Consider the following 14,442-nt stretch of genomic DNA (forward strand, 5'->3'; position numbering starts at 1 on the left):
CATTCGGATGATTCTACTTGAGGTGCGTAATTCAATGGGGCCTGTTGGAATAAGAAAGTAATAGCAAGCTTGCCATCAGACGATACCGGAGGCAAAATTCTTCTGAGTCACTACAAAAAATATGGGACCTTTCCCCGGACGATTGATCCATGTTTCCACTGGTGTGATGGACGGCTGCAGGCCCTCAACCTCCCACACAGTTTGCGTGGACACCCGGTTCATGGCGCAATGGATGAAATCCTTTAGAAGTTGCAATACACCGATAACATCTGTTGGCTGGAGCGCAGCGGACCAGCCTTTAATACCAGCACCTAAAAAGCAACCGTCTACATCCAAGGTTCGAAAACTGGTAGAGAAATTAACACCCCAAAAAGAAACCAGTTCTAATAAGAAAGAAAAAGCAGACTCAGACAAGCCAGAGGCCAACAAACGTAAAAGTACCTCTAGCCGCCGTAGGAATCGTCGGAAACAAGCCTGATCAAGATCTATGAGGCTCTCGAAGAGACTTCAAAAATCGCATCTTCGGGTCGTCCAGCCTTAAGAGCTTCCCAGTTGATCGCTTGAAGAAAAGTGCTTTCATCAGGCGTTTCAACCAAATCAACACCCCAATATCCCTCCTGGAGTGGAGCTCCAGGAGAAGCTTGGGAATCTTTCCTTCCACCAAGTGCCAGGACAACGTGGTTCATGTCGTGTCCGAGTTGACGACGGTGTTCGGACCAAGTTTGCACCAAATCAACAGCCATATCTTGCGGAGACAAATCAGATGATATGGAGAGTTTCCAATGAGGATGATTTAAAACTACCGTTGAAGAAATATTTTTCGAAAGAGATTTAAGTTCTTGAGCAAGTAGTTCAAAATTTAATGCAGGTACGAGATCTGATTGAACCTGTAAGTTATGAGATAGCACAAACGTCGTCATCAAAAAAAATACACCTCCGACTAATCTAATGGAATTTCAGCTTGTCTGTGATGGATGATCAGTGGCCTTCCATCTGGCTGACACAAAAAAAGGGGGGAGCAACTGCTCCCCCCTTTTCCTAAAATCTCGAATTGATCAAGACAGAGCGTTGATCGCGTAATCAAGATAGCTCTTGAACTCGTTAAGAGCCTGAGGGCTCATATCGCGAGGGGCGCAAGCACGATCGCGAGTGTAAGTCAGAGCTTCGATGTAGGCGTTGGTGGGCAGACCCAAGGTGCGATACACCTCACGTGCTCCTGCAATACCCCACTCATCGAGAGGACCAGTACCACCCACGATGAGGCAGTAGTTGATCAAGCGCAGGTAGTGACCGAGGTCGCGGTAGCACTTGTCGACCTTCACTTGGCTATCACCGGCTTCACCGGGTTGCCGCAGATAGGCGTACTTATTGAAGCAAGCATCACCTGCTTCGCGGGTGACATTGTCCAGACCGGCGGCCAGCTTTTCGGCAGCTTCCAGACGTGCAGCTGCACGCTGGATGTTGCCCTGAACAGCCTCAAGATCGTTCTGGGAAGGGAAGCGACCGGCTGCATCAGCGGCGGTCACAACAGTGGTGACGACGGATTTCATTTGAGATCCTTAGGTAAAAGGTGCTGAGAAGGTAAGGAGAGAAGACTTGATCGTCCGGAGATCAGCTGATTGCGCCAATCACACGATCGAAGTAAGAACCTGCTTCAGCCACCAGTGCAGAGCAGTCGCCCTGAGTGGTTTCCATCTTGCGGTACTTAGCACCACCGCTGGCAGGAGAGTTGGTCTGACCAATCAGAGCCGTAGCTGCGGATTTCATGATCGCGACAGCACGGGCAGCAGACTGGGTAGGAACACCTAAAGCGATATAGGTTTCCTTGAGGCCATTCAAGCAACGGTCATCCAGCACGGACGCGTCACCGGCCAGCAGCGCATAGCTGATGTAGCGAAGCACAATCTCACCATCGCGAAGGCACGCAGCCATCCGACGGGTGGGATAGCAGTTGCCGCCAGCCTGGATCAGACCTGTGTTTTCGCAGATCATGCCGGTGACTGCATCGGAGACGATGCAGTAGGCGTTGGAAGTAATGGCATTCACAGCGTCCAAACGCTTGTTGCCATCTTGCACGTAGGAGCGGAGGCTAGCGAGATCGCTACCACCAACAGGTGCAGTTTTGGCGTCAGCGCTGACGACTGTGCGGGAGAATGCGTCGAGCATTGGGGGCCAGACAGTTTTGGGGATGCAGTGCTTCGGAAACCGCCGGGTGAACAGGCCTTAGAAGCCCGGAGACCCAAGGGTGGTGGAAGCGCTGACCCAAGCTAAACTCAGTTATCAGCAGGGTTCGTCAAACAGCCCCCTTTACGCAAAAGTTTGTCACCTTGGGCCAAATGCCCCGGTTAACGCCCTAGGAATTAGGCCGATCCGAGGGCGATCTCTGCTTCATTGACGCAAACCCGAGCAAAGGTTCACAAAAGCCTTGGGCAGGCATCTGACAGGCTTAGGATCTTTTTGCTCAATCAGAACTTCATGGACAACGCAGCGTCCGATTTACCTACCCTTGAAGAGTTGCAGGCGTCCATCGATGAATTAGCTGCCTACAGGGAAAGACTGTTTCAGGATGTAGTTGGTTTGGGTAAAAAACTGCGCTTATCACAAAAGAAGATTGATTCCACTGTTGCAGCACATCCAGAGCTTCAAAGACTCGACGAAGTGATGTCACAGCTGGTTGCACAGAGAAATGCACAGCAAAGCAAGTCTTGAATTGCAAAATTTTTCTCCGGCTCGCCTGTATTAATTAATTTTCTTCAAAGCACAAACCAATGGTGCAGACACTTTCCCCGCCGATGACAATGGCGAATTTCTTCGAAGCCAGCCGCGGAACTTGGTTAAACAGACGCGCTGTACATCACCACGACTATCAAGATGACGAAGCTGCAGATTCCAACTTAGTCATTGAACCATTCAATGCTGATGACCCAGTCGTCACCAAGATCTGCAACTCTTTGAACATTAAAACCGAAGACAGCTCAGGTGGAGCACGTTTTTGGTGGGAAAGCAATATTAAGAAGGGCGTTCGCAACGATGATTACGCTGCAGTGGTTATCGACGTGCCTGACCATGAAGATCCCCGAAAGGGATTTCTACTTCGAGATGTTGGATACGTTGAAAAGCAATCTGTTTTGAGCACTTACAGCTTCGCAGAGGACGGCGTCGTAACGATCACGACGCGATACGACACCAATATTGGCATTGAACGCTGTTGGTTTGTGACCGATCAGATCAGAATGAGAGTGAGTTCTGTTCAGTGCTTGGATGGCGTTGCAATGACCACATACTGCACCGAGTTTCGGTGCCCTACTGATGCCGAAATTTCAGATATCACCCAGCGGGCACAACAACTGGCCATGGCGTCTTCAACAGTTAACAACTGATCACCATGTTTGATCCATTTCTTGAGGAATTGCTTTCAGGAATCAAAGCCCGGGGCGCAGTACCCGTTGAGGTTCCTCATGGACTTGAGCACAATCAATCATCCAAACGCTCTAGCACAATCAAGAGCTGGCTTTGGGACGTGCCTGGCTTTCGGAGGTGGCGCGTTACCCGGTTGGATGCTGGTGACAGCTTGCAGGTGCTGAATTCCGTTGCCTATCCCGACTACACCTACGACCATCCATTAATGGGAGTTGATCTGCTCTGGTTCGGTGCCAAGCAGAAGTTGGTTGCTGTTCTTGATTTCCAACCACTTGTTCAAGACAAGGACTATTTGGAGCGCTACTTCGATGGACTGAAGTTACTCAACGCTCAATTTCCGGATCTCAATGGTGAAGAGACCATGCGTTCCTTTGATCCAAATCAATACTTTTCCTCATGGCTGCTGTTTTGCCGGGGCGGAGCAGAACAGGCGACATCATCGTTACCACCAGCTTTCAGCGCTTTTCTAAAAACCTACTGGGATTTACACGACGAGGCAGTTAAAACCCCTTCTTCCATTAATCCAATCGAAGTGGAACAACTTCAGAAAAATTATGATATTTACAGTGCAGAAAGAGATCCTGCACACGGCCTATTTACCAGCCATTTCGGAAGTGAATGGTCTGATCGTTTCCTGCACGAATTTCTCTTCCCCGCCAGCCAGCCCAAATGACCCTCCCTCTCCGCACGACGAGTCTTGATCCTGTCCAGATCCCCGGATGGCGCTGGCAGCCTTTTCTCGACACCGCCGTTGCGGCACTGAGCTCTCTGCAGCCGAATCCTTATCCAATTGCGGAACGTTTTCTACAAAAAGAGGGCAGCACAGGATCCAAGGCGAAACCAGTGCCGGTCAGCACTGCAACCTGGGCCTGTTCAACAGCAAAGCTGCGCCAAGTGCGCTGTGCCTGCGTTGAGGCTGGTGCGGCTGCATCGGTGCTCAACTTCGTGATCAACCCCAGCAGTCGTTTTGATCTTCCTTTCTTCGGAGCCGATCTGGTAACACTGCCCAACGGGCACCTGCTCGCTCTGGATTTGCAACCTGTCGACAAGACAGATCCCGAGCACACGGACCCGGTTTGGCAGCGGCTGATGCCGCTTTTCGAGCGCTGGCGCGCCGAACTGCCTGATGGGGGACCCATTCCTGACGAAGCACAGCCCTATTTCTCACCTGCCTTTCTCTGGACCAGGATCCCTCTTGGGGAGGAAGGCGATGCGCTGATTGACCGAGTGATCCGTCCGGCTTTTGCGGACTACCTTCAGCTCTACCTGGCGTTGGTGGAGGAGGCGCAGCCCGTTGACCATGAGCGTGCTGCACACCTGCTCTCGGGCCAGAAGCGCTACACGGCATACCGCGCCGAGAAAGATCCAGCCCGCGGCATGTTGACGCGCTTTTATGGCAGTGAATGGACGGAGTCGTACATCCACGGCGTGCTGTTTGACCTCGAAGAAGCCACCGCCACTTCCTTGTCGCCGCAAGGGAGTTAAGCATTATGAACAGCTTTCGGGACGCTCCCGAGCTGTTGGCCAGAATCGCGGGCGACGGGATGGAGGCAATAGCCTTCAACCATCCCTTTCAAGTCTGAGATTCCCGCTCCAGACGTAGTTCACAGGAACAACAACCATGTTCGACGCCTTCACCAAGGTTGTCGCCCAGGCCGATGCCCGGGGACAATTCATCAGCACCAGCGAGATCGACGCCCTCGCTGCCATGGTTTCCGACAGCAACAAGCGTCTGGATGCCGTTAACCGCATCTCCAGCAACGCCTCCAGCATCGTTGCTTCGGCCGCTCGTCAGCTGTTTGCCCAACAGCCTTCTTTGATTTCCCCCGGCGGTAACGCCTACACCTCCCGTCGTATGGCTGCTTGCCTTCGCGACATGGAGATCATCCTGCGTTACGTCACCTATTCCGCTTTCACCGGTGATTCTTCCGTGATGGAAGACCGCTGCCTGAACGGCCTTCGCGAGACTTACCTGGCCCTCGGCACTCCCGGTGCTTCGGTTGCAGCTGGAGTCAACCTGATGAAGGAAGCCGCTCTAGCACTCGTCAACGACAAAGCTGGCATCTCAGCTGGTGACTGCGCCTCCCTGAGCAGCGAAATCGGCACCTACTTCGACAAAGCCGCAGCTTCCGTCGCCTGATCGACGCGTTGATTCGACGTCTTACTTCTCCTAACCAATGAAAACCCCTCTCACCGAAGCTGTTGCAGCAGCTGATTCTCAGGGACGTTTCCTGAGCAACACCGAAGTTCAAGCTGCCTCCGGTCGTTTCAACCGCGCCAAGGCCAGCCTCGAAGCTGCCAAGGCTCTCACCAGCAAGGCTGATTCACTTGTGAACGGTGCTGCCCAGGCCGTCTACACCAAGTTCCCCTACACCACCCAGATGGCTGGGCCGAACTACTCAGCCACCCCCGAAGGTAAAGCCAAGTGCTCCCGTGACGTGGGCTACTACCTGCGCATGATCACCTACTGCCTGGTCGCTGGTGGTACCGGCCCCATGGACGACTACCTGATCGCCGGTCTCGACGAGATCAACCGCACCTTCGAGCTCTCCCCCTCCTGGTATGTGGAAGCTCTGAAGCACATCAAGGCCAACCACGGCCTCAGCGGCGATGCTGCTACCGAAGCCAACAGCTACATCGATTACGCCATCAACGCCCTGATCTGATCAGCTGACGTTGCGTTCCAAGCCCCCCTCGGGGGGCTTTTTTTATTGTTCTTTTTCGGCCCCATCAGAGCGCTGTGATCACCCCCAACGTTCGGCGTTTTCTGAACCTGCTCTGCGGCGAATACAGCAACCAGCAGCAAGCCTTCGACAATCCACCCCTCTATGCCCACATCTTTCTGAGGTACCGCCCGCTCATACAGCTCCATCCAGGGTCGATTCTGCTCGAACAGACCTATGCCGTTGATCCCAAGCATCCCTATCGGTTGCGCATGATCCGCGCTGAAGAGCAGGCCTCCGGCGCCATCAAGCTCTGGAATCACACCTTCCGTGATCCGGAACGCTTCGCTGGAGCCACGTTTGATCCACAACTGCGCCTTGCCATTCAGGACAACGACCTGATCAGCCTGGATGAGTGCCACTACCAAGTGCTCGAACAGCCAGACGGCTACCACGGCGCCATGGAACCAGGCTGCAAATGCATCGTGCAACGGAATGGCAAAGACACCGTGCTGGTGAGCAGCTTTCATTTGCAGGGAGACTCCCTTGCGACCCTCGATCGCGGTCATGATCCGGAAACCAATGAGCGTTGCTGGGGCTCGGTGGCGGGACCGTTCCGGTTCAAACGAACTGAAAGCTGGACAGCCGATATGGCATCGGCCTGGGTGTGATGGAACCGCTGAGTGAAACGCAGGTGATCAAAAACCTCCGCCAGACGGAGGACCCTTCGGCGCAGTACTACGCCGCATGGTGGCTCGGAAAAATGCGCAGCCAGCATCCCGATGCCATCCCTCTTCTGCTCAGGGCGCTTGAAGCACTGGATGCCACGCCGATTGATCCAGAGCAGCGCGGTGTCGCTCTCAACGCAATCCGTGCCCTCGGTCTGCTCAGGGACATGAGAGCGGAACAACCTCTTCTGGCGCTGCTGCACTCCAACGATTACACCGTGCGAGAGGAGGTGGTCCGCACGCTTGGTGCCATGGGCAGCTGTGGGGCTGTTAAGGGCATCCGGGCCTTGCTTGCCAGTGGATTGGAGGGAGCAGGAGCTGAGCAACCCTCATCCCCCTTGCTCAATGAACCCTGTGAAGCGTTGCTGGAAGCCCTGGGTGACATCGGTGATGGCAGCAGTAGCAATCTCGCTGTGATTCATCCGTTCACGGAGCACCCTCGGCCCTTGATCCGTTCAGCGGCCTGCCGAGCATTGCTGCAGCTGACCGGACTTGATCAATGGGGTATGGAACTGAAAAAGCTGCTGAACCATCCAGAACCCCTGGTGCGCCGCGGCGCGCTGCTCGACCTCGGCGCCACCGGCTGGCTCGCCGCCGTGCCCTCGATCCGCACGGCTGCAGTGGAACCCAGCCTCAAGTTGGTTGCACTCCGAGAGGTGGCGGAACGCAACGTCGACCCCAATGACGTTCTCGACGCAATGGACAGACTGCTCTGATGACCAGCACAGCATTGGACCAGGCGCTTCAGACGCTCGAGCGGGCCACCAGTACTCCTGAGCTGGTCAAAGCAACGCAAGCCCTTTGTGCACTGAACGACCTTGAGGCCGCCAAACCGCTCGTGAAGGTGCTGGGGTTCAACAATCCAGCGGTGGCAGCCGTAGCAACACAGGGGCTGATTCAACTGGGACGGGACACCATTCCCATCCTTCTGGTGAGCCTGGATGCCCGCAATTACGGCGCACGGGCCTGGGTGGTGAAGGTGATTGCCGCCCTGCGGGATCCACGGGGTCTTGACCTCCTGGAGCATGCCCTTCAGGCCGACATCGCTCCGAGCGTGCGGCGCTCCGCAACCCGTGGCCTGGCGGACTTGGAGTTCAGTGAAGACGCAGCGCACGATCAGCTTGTGCGCTGTTTCGAGGGACTGCTCAAAGCCGTGCGAGACGACGAGTGGGTGGTGCGTTATGCAGCGGCCTACGGACTCGAGCAACGCTTGAACAGCGCAGCTGTGTCAGCGCACCTCGCCGAACAGGGCCTGGCCGCACTGAACCAGCTCGCATCCGATGCGGAAGGTGTCAGGGTAGTGCAGCTGCGGGCTCTGAAAGCCCTCCAACGCCTCAACGCCGGATGACCCAGAAATTGTTGTTCGTCTGCCTCGGCAACATCTGCCGCTCACCGGCAGCCGAAGGCGTCTTCCTGCATCTGCTTGAAGAGCGTGGCCTCAGTGATCAGTTCGTGGTGGATTCCGCCGGAACGGGCGGATGGCATGTGGGCAACCCGGCAGACCGACGCATGCAGGCTGCCGCCAACCGGCGCGGCATCAACCTCCCCAGCCGAGCAAGGCAGATCAGCCTCGACGATTTCTCGAGTTTCGATCTGGTGCTGACCATGGACGACGACAATCTCGCGGCCGTCCAGGGACTGGCTCGCGAAGCCGGGCCCCAAGCAACGGCCAGCATCAAGCCCATGCTCAGCTACGCCGGCCGGTTCTCTGAAACGGAAGTACCGGATCCCTATTACGGGGGCGAGGCGGGCTTCGAGCATGTGCTCGACCTGCTCGAGGATGCCTGCGCCAACCTGCTCGACGAGCTCAGCCCGCCGGCGTAGGCCAGGCTTCTTCAGCCACCCGAGACCGGAACTGCCCCACCAGGGCATCGATCACAGCCTCGATGCTCATGCCATCGGTCACGAGCTCAACGGCATCGTCCGCCTGCACCAGAGGAGCCTCCTCACGGGTGCTGTCGAGGTGATCCCGTTCGGCGATCTGTGCTTCAAGCTCAGATCGCTCAGGCACCGGGAAGCCCCGCTGCTCCAAATCCAGAGCCCGGCGCCGGGCCCGTTCGCCCACCGTGGCCGTGAGGAACACCTTCAGATCCGCATCCGGGAAAACAGCGGTACCGATGTCGCGGCCTTCTGCCACCAAGCCACCCTTGGCACCCATCGCTTTCTGTTGAGCGGTCAGCGCTTGCCTGACGCAACGGTGGGCGGCCACAGCCGAAACCGACGCGGTGACCTCCGGCGAGCGAATCGCGTCACTCACGTCCTGCCCATTCACCAAGACCTGCTGGCCGCCACCGGGCAGCGACCGCAGCTGAAGGTCGAGGTCGTTCAATAGCGGTGCAATCGACGCCGCATCCTGCGGGTCCACACCGTTCTGTTGCACCAACCAGGTCACCGACCGATACATCGCACCGGTGTCGAGGTAAACCAGCCCCATCCGCTCAGCAAAGGCTCGAGTCACGGTGCTTTTGCCAGCACCGGCAGGGCCATCGATGGCAACAAGAGGCTGGCGGGTCATCAGGAAGACGTGATCAATCAAACGGGTCGTCCCGCAACGCACCGCCGCGGCCAACAGTGAGATGGCCGTTTCAGCGCCACAGGGCTGAAGGGTGGAGGGATCGACCCTCTCTACATACTCCACTTCAAGTCCTGCTTCAGCGAGGCTCTGTCGCACCGAAGTCTCAGGATCACTGGGATCGGCACGACGCAGTGCCGCCGGCAGAGCAGCCGCTCGAGCCCGATCAGCAGAAGAGAGGTATTGGTTGCGGGAACTCAACGCCAGACCATCGGATTCACGAACGGTGGGAACGCCCTGCACCGCCACGCCCAGATCAAGATCGGCCACGAGCCGGCGCAGGATCACCAGCTGCTGCCAGTCCTTCTCACCCAGCCAAAGGCAGGACGGCTCCACCAGCTGCAGCAGTCGGGCAACGACCGTGACCACCCCATCAAAGTGACCGGGACGGGAGGCCCCACAGAGATGGGCCTGCAGGTCAGCCGGTGCTGAACGCGACACCGCCGACTGAGGTCCACCGGGATAGACCGTGTCGACCGCCGGAGCCCAAAGGGCATGCGCGCCACAACGTTCGGCCAAATCGCGATCCGCTTCGAGGGTTCGCGGGTAGCGATCAAAGTCTTCAGCTGGCCCGAATTGGAGTGGATTAACGAACACATTCACGAGCACAGGACCCCGTGCTGCAGCGAGGCGGATCAGCTCACCGTGACCCTGGTGCAACCCCCCCATGGTGGGCACGAATTGCAGAGGTCCACCGAGGTTGGCCCGGAAGCGTTCCAGCTCGGCCTGGGTGGAGAGAACGACGCAGCTCAGCGCAGCACCTCAAGCTTGACCTGGGCAATTCCAGAGGCTGTCAGTCCCAGGTCAGAGGCGGCGCCGTGGCCCAGGTCGATCACCCGGTGATCAATGAAAGGTCCGCGATCGTTGATGCGGATCACGGCGGTGCGCCCGTTCCAGAGGTTGGTGACGCGCACTTTTGTTCCAAAGGGAAGCGTGCGGTGGGCCGCCGTCATCGTGCCGCGCTTGTAAATCTCACCGTTGGCCGTGAGGTTGCCGTAAAAACCGGGGCCGTACCAACTGGCCTCACCAGTGATGACCTTCACCACTTCTGGAACGACCTTCAGCTTCGGCTTGGGGAGTTCAGGGGAAGGAGGTGCAAGAACCGGTTTGACCTCTGCCGGAGAAAGCGTTGCCTGCAGCCCAGGGGTCTGGGGCTCGACCACCAGATCCAGGGGGTCAAGCGGCTCTGCACCGTTGAGCGAAAGGAAATCACTGGCCACGACCGGCAAGAGGGCCGCACTGCCTGAGATCGCTCCGGAGAGCGTGGTCAACGTCAGGAGGACTCGCATGCAGAACGGCGTGGCCAAGGTCTTGAAACTGAGCGCGCAGTTCTCGGCCGTTGGCGGGCCTCACAAAAAAGATTGCTGTGAACTTAAAAAGGGTGCCCTTGGAAAGAAACTGTGCGCCATCACCGCGATCGGCACAGCCACCCAGGCCCGCCTCTTTCGCTATACCGCGTGCCGACTGGCCGATCAACGCCGGAACGCAAGCCCCCGGACATAAGCCGAGAGAGAACAACCGATAAGCACAGCCAATCAGATGCTGTGCCGACAAGCCAATCAGCACAGGTTCCGCGGCATTGCAGGATCAATGCATCGGATTCGTTCCATGGATTACAAGAGCGCTGGAGTTGACGTTGAGGCCGGGCGCGCGTTCGTGCAACGCATCAAGGCGTCTGTGGAAGCCACCCACCGACCGGAGGTCATTGGCGGCCTTGGCGGTTTTGGCGGGCTGATGCGTCTTCCAGCTGGATTGCGCAAGCCCCTTCTGGTCTCAGGCACCGATGGCGTCGGAACCAAACTGGAGCTGGCCCAGGAGCATGGCAGCCATCACGGCGTGGGCATCGACCTGGTGGCGATGTGCGTCAACGACGTGATCACCTCAGGAGCCGCGCCGCTCTTCTTCCTGGATTACATGGCCACCGGGGCCTTAGCGCCATCGGCAATGGCCGAGGTCGTTGAAGGAATCGCCGATGGCTGCAGGCAGAGCGGCTGCGCCCTACTCGGCGGAGAAACGGCAGAGATGCCGGGGTTTTACCCGAAGGGGCGCTACGACCTCGCCGGCTTTTGTGTGGCCGTCGTCGAAGAAGACGAGCTCATTGACGGCCAGCGCATCCAACCTGGCGACAGCGTGATCGGCGTGGCCAGCAGCGGCGTGCACAGCAACGGCTTCAGCCTGGTGCGCAAGGTGCTGGAGAAGGCCAACGCCAACGCGAACACCTTGTATGGCGACGACCAGCGCTCTCTCATCGGCGACCTACTGGCGCCGACAACCCTGTATGCCGACCTGGTGCAGCACCTGCTGCAGAGCGGATGCGAGCTCCACGGCATGGCCCATATCACCGGCGGAGGACTCCCGGAAAACCTGCCGCGCTGCCTGCCGGATGGCTGCTCTGCGCGCATCGATGCCTCCAGCTGGACAAGACCACCCCTGTTCCGATGGCTGCAGGAGGCCGGAGACATTCCCGAAAGAGACCTTTGGCACACGTTCAACCTCGGCATCGGTTTCTGCCTTGTGGTGCCGGCTGGGAGCGAAACCGCTGTGATCGAGCATTGCCGCGACAAGAACCATCGGGCTTGGGTGATTGGCAACGTGACGTCCAACGCCCCAGGCAGCGCGGCTGTTCTGGACGGTGTTCCCGCCTGATTACGTCAGTTTCAGACGGGTTTAATGCAGTCGACCACACCCCAGAAGGGATCGAATAGGCTGCCCTGAAGCACATCGGAACCTTTTCCGATAGCGGCGTCAATACATCTTTTTTCAATGCCTTTTGATAAGCCCCAGCGCATTACGCGCCGTCGATCGTCTGCAGGTCCTGTTCCCCCGAGGCGTCCTTTGCCATCAGGCCAGGACAGGCAACAGGGCTACAGGCAGGGTCCACGACCAACTTTTCTCACGCTCCGTGATCACGGCAAGGTGTTCGTGGCCGACATGCCTCACCTTTCGGATGGGCAACTGGCTCACATCGGCAAGGAAGCCCAGGAGGTTTTGGAAAGCCTCGAACGGCGGATTCAAGACATGGAGCAGGAGCTCAGTCATGGTCCTCAGGAGCGCGACACCCTGATCAAGGCGTCCACCAAGCGCGATGTCACGCGCAGGTTCATCCGGGCGATTCAAGACGAGCAGGAACATCGCCAGAACAACCCCGCTCTGAGGAGCGCTGCTGGCGAATCGCTTCCGCGCACCTTTCTGGAGGTCGCCCGGCATCGACTGCCTGGGGCAACCTTCGATTCCTTGCTGCAGGAAGCCCTCGCCGCCTGTGCCCAGCAACAGGACACTGCCCCAGCCCCCACTCGCCTGGAACCCTCGCAGGACAAAATCGTTCCGATCCGCAATGACGGCGACAGCCTCCCGGTGGTGGTGAGTCCAGCCCCTGAATCAGCCTCGGAGGCCTGAGCACAACACTCAGCGGCTCTGGAAGGGATTGGCGGGCATCCGCTCGCTGCAATGGAGCCGGGCCGCATCCAACCGCTGAACCTCCTGCGGTGACAACGACCACTGCAGCGCAGCGGCGACATCCCTGGCCTGCTCTGGAGTTCGCAGCCCCGGGATCGGCGTTGTGCCAAGAGCTCTGCACCAGTTCAAAGCGACTTGAACCATCGATGCCCCGCGATCGATCGCGATGGCCTGCATCGCACTGCGCAACTCAAGACTTGCCGGAAGCAGGCGCTGAAACAGACGTTGTCTCAACCAGGTGACAGGACGCCTCTCCACAGACCCGGGAGCACAACCAAGCACGCCGAAAGCCAGAGGGCTGTAGGCCAACACCTCCACGCCAAGCTCCCTGCTGACGGCAATCAACTCGCGCAGCTGATCATCCGCAGGTGCCAAGAGCGAGCACTGCACCTGAACGCTGCGTAGGGAAACGCCCCGCTCCAATAGACGGCGATGGATCAACAGCAGGCGTTGGGGGCCCAGGTTGGACAGGCCCAACTCCTCAACCCGGCCAGACAGAACAAGATCAGCCAAGCCATCAAGAAGGCCTGTCTCCTGCCAGGGCGCGTAGCGCGCCGTGCTCCAGTGCAATTGCACCCGCCTCAGCTGCCCCTTGAGCCGCCTTCGACTGGCCTCAAAGGCGGCATCAAAGCCCCGACGCCCCCATCGCCAGGGGAATGGGGCCAACTTCGTGGCCACCGTCAACTGGGATCGGCGCAGGGCTGGCAACTCGGCGATGAAGTCGCCAAGCAACGCTTCACTACGTCCACTCAGGCTCCCCGTTCCATAGGAATCCGCCGTGTCGATCAAGTTGAGCCCAGAGCTGAGGGCCTGACGAAACGTGGCACGAAGGCGAGCGTCGTCCCGCTGGGCGTCGTATCCCCAAACCGCCTTGTTGCCCCAGGCCCAGGTGCCGAAACCGATGCCGTTCAACGGGGCGATGCTGCTGCCAGCCATGATCGCCACCAGCCCGTCCCGTTGCGTCATGACCGCATCCCCCGCGCAGGAACCTGCGCGATCGACCGATCAAGCCGTGGAGGGATCGACTGCAGACGCGGAACGGATCCTCTGCAACCACTGCCGCAGAACCGCCAGCAATGGCATTCGCTGCCTGGGCATGTGCGTTGCCGACAGCGATTACTGATGATTCATCTCTGGATGGCGCCACTGCTGCTTGCCATGCCAGCAACGGTCAATCCAGCCCAGGCTTTTGGCCGTCTGGAGCACAGGCCTGCGCATTGCCGCATCGTCGTCGGTGGGCGTTCTTTGACCTGCGAGCGCCTGCAGATCAGCGCGAACGGGAGCCGTGGCCTGCGGCTTCGATTCATCGGAGACGATCAAGAAACGGGGGGCAGCTACCAGTTGAGCTTCGTCAGCCTGGATGGAGATCAAGGCAGTCCGCTCAGCTGCGACAACTCAGGCTGCAGCGTGGATTCACGCCGCTGGAGCGCAACCCTGCTCAGCACGTCATGGGTTCGCTTTGATGCCAGAGGCCTCCCCAAAGGCCTTCCTGCAACCCGTATGGCCCATGGGCGTTGCTGGATTGATGCGGACACCGTGAGCTGCGAGAGTCACTCACGCAACGTTGCCGGCATGAGCGCGGAGTCTGAACTGTGATGAGGAT

The 14,442-nt window shown here is 58.2% G+C and carries 21 protein-coding genes; 14 read left to right on the top strand and 7 right to left on the bottom strand.

Going from position 1 to position 14,442, the window contains the following annotated elements; translation table 11 throughout:
* Window positions 1–75: 75 nt before the first annotated feature.
* The 4 genes from DXY35_RS12310 to cpeB form a co-directional block, all read right to left on the bottom strand.
* Window positions 76–414: a hypothetical protein gene (locus DXY35_RS12310; protein WP_170950468.1), complete on the bottom strand. Its 339-nt coding sequence runs from the start codon at window positions 412–414 to the stop codon at window positions 76–78.
* 71 nt (window positions 415–485) lie between these two features.
* Window positions 486–920 (bottom strand): DUF2656 family protein, encoded by a 435-nt coding sequence (locus tag DXY35_RS00545; protein ID WP_115080329.1) that lies wholly within the window; start codon window positions 918–920, stop codon window positions 486–488.
* Between the two features lie 135 nt (window positions 921–1,055).
* Window positions 1,056–1,550 (bottom strand): class 1 C-phycoerythrin subunit alpha, encoded by a 495-nt coding sequence (gene cpeA, locus DXY35_RS00550; protein WP_006851808.1) that lies wholly within the window; start codon window positions 1,548–1,550, stop codon window positions 1,056–1,058.
* 61 nt (window positions 1,551–1,611) lie between these two features.
* Window positions 1,612–2,166, bottom strand: coding sequence for a class 1 C-phycoerythrin subunit beta (gene cpeB / locus DXY35_RS00555; RefSeq protein WP_006850931.1), 555 nt, complete (start codon window positions 2,164–2,166; stop codon window positions 1,612–1,614).
* 309 nt (window positions 2,167–2,475) lie between these two features.
* Between cpeB and DXY35_RS00560 the strand changes: the two genes are divergently transcribed.
* The 10 genes from DXY35_RS00560 (at window position 2,476) to DXY35_RS00605 (ending at window position 8,635) form a co-directional block, all read left to right on the top strand.
* Window positions 2,476–2,709 (top strand): hypothetical protein, encoded by a 234-nt coding sequence (locus DXY35_RS00560; protein ID WP_115080475.1) that lies wholly within the window; start codon window positions 2,476–2,478, stop codon window positions 2,707–2,709.
* Window positions 2,710–2,768: 59 nt separating this feature from the next.
* On the top strand, window positions 2,769–3,380 hold the full coding sequence (locus tag DXY35_RS00565; RefSeq protein WP_115080331.1) for a phycobiliprotein lyase: 612 nt from the start codon (window positions 2,769–2,771) through the stop codon (window positions 3,378–3,380).
* 5 nt (window positions 3,381–3,385) lie between these two features.
* The gene (locus tag DXY35_RS00570; RefSeq protein ID WP_115080333.1) at window positions 3,386–4,093 is read left to right on the top strand and encodes a 15,16-dihydrobiliverdin:ferredoxin oxidoreductase; all 708 of its coding nucleotides are present in this window, start codon (window positions 3,386–3,388) and stop codon (window positions 4,091–4,093) included.
* Window positions 4,090–4,905: a phycoerythrobilin:ferredoxin oxidoreductase gene (locus tag DXY35_RS00575; protein WP_115080335.1), complete on the top strand. Its 816-nt coding sequence runs from the start codon at window positions 4,090–4,092 to the stop codon at window positions 4,903–4,905. The genes DXY35_RS00570 and DXY35_RS00575 overlap by 4 nt, the downstream gene beginning before the upstream one ends.
* Window positions 4,906–5,041: 136 nt before the next feature.
* Window positions 5,042–5,560 (top strand): phycocyanin subunit beta, encoded by a 519-nt coding sequence (locus DXY35_RS00580; RefSeq protein ID WP_038551074.1) that lies wholly within the window; start codon window positions 5,042–5,044, stop codon window positions 5,558–5,560.
* Window positions 5,561–5,597: 37 nt separating this feature from the next.
* Complete coding sequence (gene cpcA / locus DXY35_RS00585; RefSeq protein ID WP_115080337.1) at window positions 5,598–6,086, top strand: phycocyanin subunit alpha; 489 nt, start codon at window positions 5,598–5,600, stop codon at window positions 6,084–6,086.
* Between the two features lie 74 nt (window positions 6,087–6,160).
* Entirely contained in the window at window positions 6,161–6,754 is a 594-nt protein-coding gene (locus DXY35_RS00590) for a chromophore lyase CpcT/CpeT (RefSeq protein ID WP_115080339.1), read from the top strand.
* Window positions 6,754–7,527, top strand: a complete 774-nt coding sequence (locus tag DXY35_RS00595; RefSeq protein WP_115080340.1) for a HEAT repeat domain-containing protein — start codon at window positions 6,754–6,756, stop codon at window positions 7,525–7,527. Before DXY35_RS00590 ends, DXY35_RS00595 begins: the two co-directional genes overlap by 1 nt.
* Complete coding sequence (locus DXY35_RS00600; RefSeq protein WP_115080342.1) at window positions 7,527–8,159, top strand: HEAT repeat domain-containing protein; 633 nt, start codon at window positions 7,527–7,529, stop codon at window positions 8,157–8,159. The genes DXY35_RS00595 and DXY35_RS00600 overlap by 1 nt, the downstream gene beginning before the upstream one ends.
* Window positions 8,156–8,635: a low molecular weight protein-tyrosine-phosphatase gene (locus DXY35_RS00605; protein ID WP_115080344.1), complete on the top strand. Its 480-nt coding sequence runs from the start codon at window positions 8,156–8,158 to the stop codon at window positions 8,633–8,635. Before DXY35_RS00600 ends, DXY35_RS00605 begins: the two co-directional genes overlap by 4 nt.
* On the opposite strand, the gene DXY35_RS00610 is transcribed toward DXY35_RS00605, so the two are convergent.
* Together DXY35_RS00610 and DXY35_RS00615 are read right to left on the bottom strand one after the other, a co-directional pair.
* On the bottom strand, window positions 8,619–10,136 hold the full coding sequence (locus DXY35_RS00610) for a bifunctional pantoate--beta-alanine ligase/(d)CMP kinase (RefSeq protein WP_115080345.1): 1,518 nt from the start codon (window positions 10,134–10,136) through the stop codon (window positions 8,619–8,621). The two genes, DXY35_RS00605 and DXY35_RS00610, sit on opposite strands and share 17 nt — an antisense overlap.
* Complete coding sequence (locus tag DXY35_RS00615) at window positions 10,133–10,672, bottom strand: septal ring lytic transglycosylase RlpA family protein (protein ID WP_115080347.1); 540 nt, start codon at window positions 10,670–10,672, stop codon at window positions 10,133–10,135. The genes DXY35_RS00610 and DXY35_RS00615 overlap by 4 nt, the downstream gene beginning before the upstream one ends.
* A 319-nt stretch (window positions 10,673–10,991) precedes the next feature.
* Here DXY35_RS00615 and purM point away from each other — a divergent pair, with 319 nt between their 5' ends.
* On the top strand, window positions 10,992–12,029 hold the full coding sequence (gene purM, locus DXY35_RS00625; RefSeq protein ID WP_115080350.1) for a phosphoribosylformylglycinamidine cyclo-ligase: 1,038 nt from the start codon (window positions 10,992–10,994) through the stop codon (window positions 12,027–12,029).
* A 117-nt stretch (window positions 12,030–12,146) separates the two neighbouring features.
* Entirely contained in the window at window positions 12,147–12,779 is a 633-nt protein-coding gene (locus tag DXY35_RS00630) for a histidine phosphotransferase (protein WP_115080352.1), read from the top strand.
* A gap of 9 nt (window positions 12,780–12,788) precedes the next feature.
* Here the strand turns inward: DXY35_RS00630 and DXY35_RS00635 are convergent, their stop codons facing one another.
* Complete coding sequence (locus DXY35_RS00635) at window positions 12,789–13,805, bottom strand: aldo/keto reductase (protein WP_170950469.1); 1,017 nt, start codon at window positions 13,803–13,805, stop codon at window positions 12,789–12,791.
* Between DXY35_RS00635 and DXY35_RS12530 the strand changes: the two genes are divergently transcribed.
* Window positions 13,804–13,962, top strand: a complete 159-nt coding sequence (locus DXY35_RS12530) for a hypothetical protein (RefSeq protein ID WP_170950470.1) — start codon at window positions 13,804–13,806, stop codon at window positions 13,960–13,962. The genes DXY35_RS00635 and DXY35_RS12530 overlap by 2 nt on opposite strands.
* The gene (locus DXY35_RS00645) at window positions 13,962–14,435 is read left to right on the top strand and encodes a hypothetical protein (protein ID WP_244272818.1); all 474 of its coding nucleotides are present in this window, start codon (window positions 13,962–13,964) and stop codon (window positions 14,433–14,435) included. Before DXY35_RS12530 ends, DXY35_RS00645 begins: the two co-directional genes overlap by 1 nt.
* Window positions 14,436–14,442: the final 7 nt, after the last annotated feature.

This window comes from Synechococcus sp. N32 (genome assembly GCF_900473895.1).
Lineage (GTDB): Bacteria > Cyanobacteriota > Cyanobacteriia > PCC-6307 > Cyanobiaceae > Parasynechococcus.

Coding starts and splice junctions, on each gene's coding strand:
- DXY35_RS00545 (WP_115080329.1), bottom strand. CDS start 920: ATGACGACGTTTGTGCTATCTCATAACTTACAGGTTCAATCAGATCTC.
- cpeA (WP_006851808.1), bottom strand. CDS start 1,550: ATGAAATCCGTCGTCACCACTGTTGTGACCGCCGCTGATGCAGCCGGT.
- cpeB (WP_006850931.1), bottom strand. CDS start 2,166: ATGCTCGACGCATTCTCCCGCACAGTCGTCAGCGCTGACGCCAAAACT.
- DXY35_RS00560 (WP_115080475.1), top strand. CDS start 2,476: ATGGACAACGCAGCGTCCGATTTACCTACCCTTGAAGAGTTGCAGGCG.
- DXY35_RS00565 (WP_115080331.1), top strand. CDS start 2,769: ATGGTGCAGACACTTTCCCCGCCGATGACAATGGCGAATTTCTTCGAA.
- DXY35_RS00570 (WP_115080333.1), top strand. CDS start 3,386: ATGTTTGATCCATTTCTTGAGGAATTGCTTTCAGGAATCAAAGCCCGG.
- DXY35_RS00575 (WP_115080335.1), top strand. CDS start 4,090: ATGACCCTCCCTCTCCGCACGACGAGTCTTGATCCTGTCCAGATCCCC.
- DXY35_RS00580 (WP_038551074.1), top strand. CDS start 5,042: ATGTTCGACGCCTTCACCAAGGTTGTCGCCCAGGCCGATGCCCGGGGA.
- cpcA (WP_115080337.1), top strand. CDS start 5,598: ATGAAAACCCCTCTCACCGAAGCTGTTGCAGCAGCTGATTCTCAGGGA.
- DXY35_RS00595 (WP_115080340.1), top strand. CDS start 6,754: ATGGAACCGCTGAGTGAAACGCAGGTGATCAAAAACCTCCGCCAGACG.
- DXY35_RS00600 (WP_115080342.1), top strand. CDS start 7,527: ATGACCAGCACAGCATTGGACCAGGCGCTTCAGACGCTCGAGCGGGCC.
- DXY35_RS00605 (WP_115080344.1), top strand. CDS start 8,156: ATGACCCAGAAATTGTTGTTCGTCTGCCTCGGCAACATCTGCCGCTCA.
- DXY35_RS00615 (WP_115080347.1), bottom strand. CDS start 10,672: ATGCGAGTCCTCCTGACGTTGACCACGCTCTCCGGAGCGATCTCAGGC.
- purM (WP_115080350.1), top strand. CDS start 10,992: ATGGATTACAAGAGCGCTGGAGTTGACGTTGAGGCCGGGCGCGCGTTC.
- DXY35_RS00630 (WP_115080352.1), top strand. CDS start 12,147: ATGCCTTTTGATAAGCCCCAGCGCATTACGCGCCGTCGATCGTCTGCA.
- DXY35_RS12530 (WP_170950470.1), top strand. CDS start 13,804: ATGACCGCATCCCCCGCGCAGGAACCTGCGCGATCGACCGATCAAGCC.
- DXY35_RS00635 (WP_170950469.1), bottom strand. CDS start 13,805: ATGACGCAACGGGACGGGCTGGTGGCGATCATGGCTGGCAGCAGCATC.
- DXY35_RS00645 (WP_244272818.1), top strand. CDS start 13,962: ATGATTCATCTCTGGATGGCGCCACTGCTGCTTGCCATGCCAGCAACG.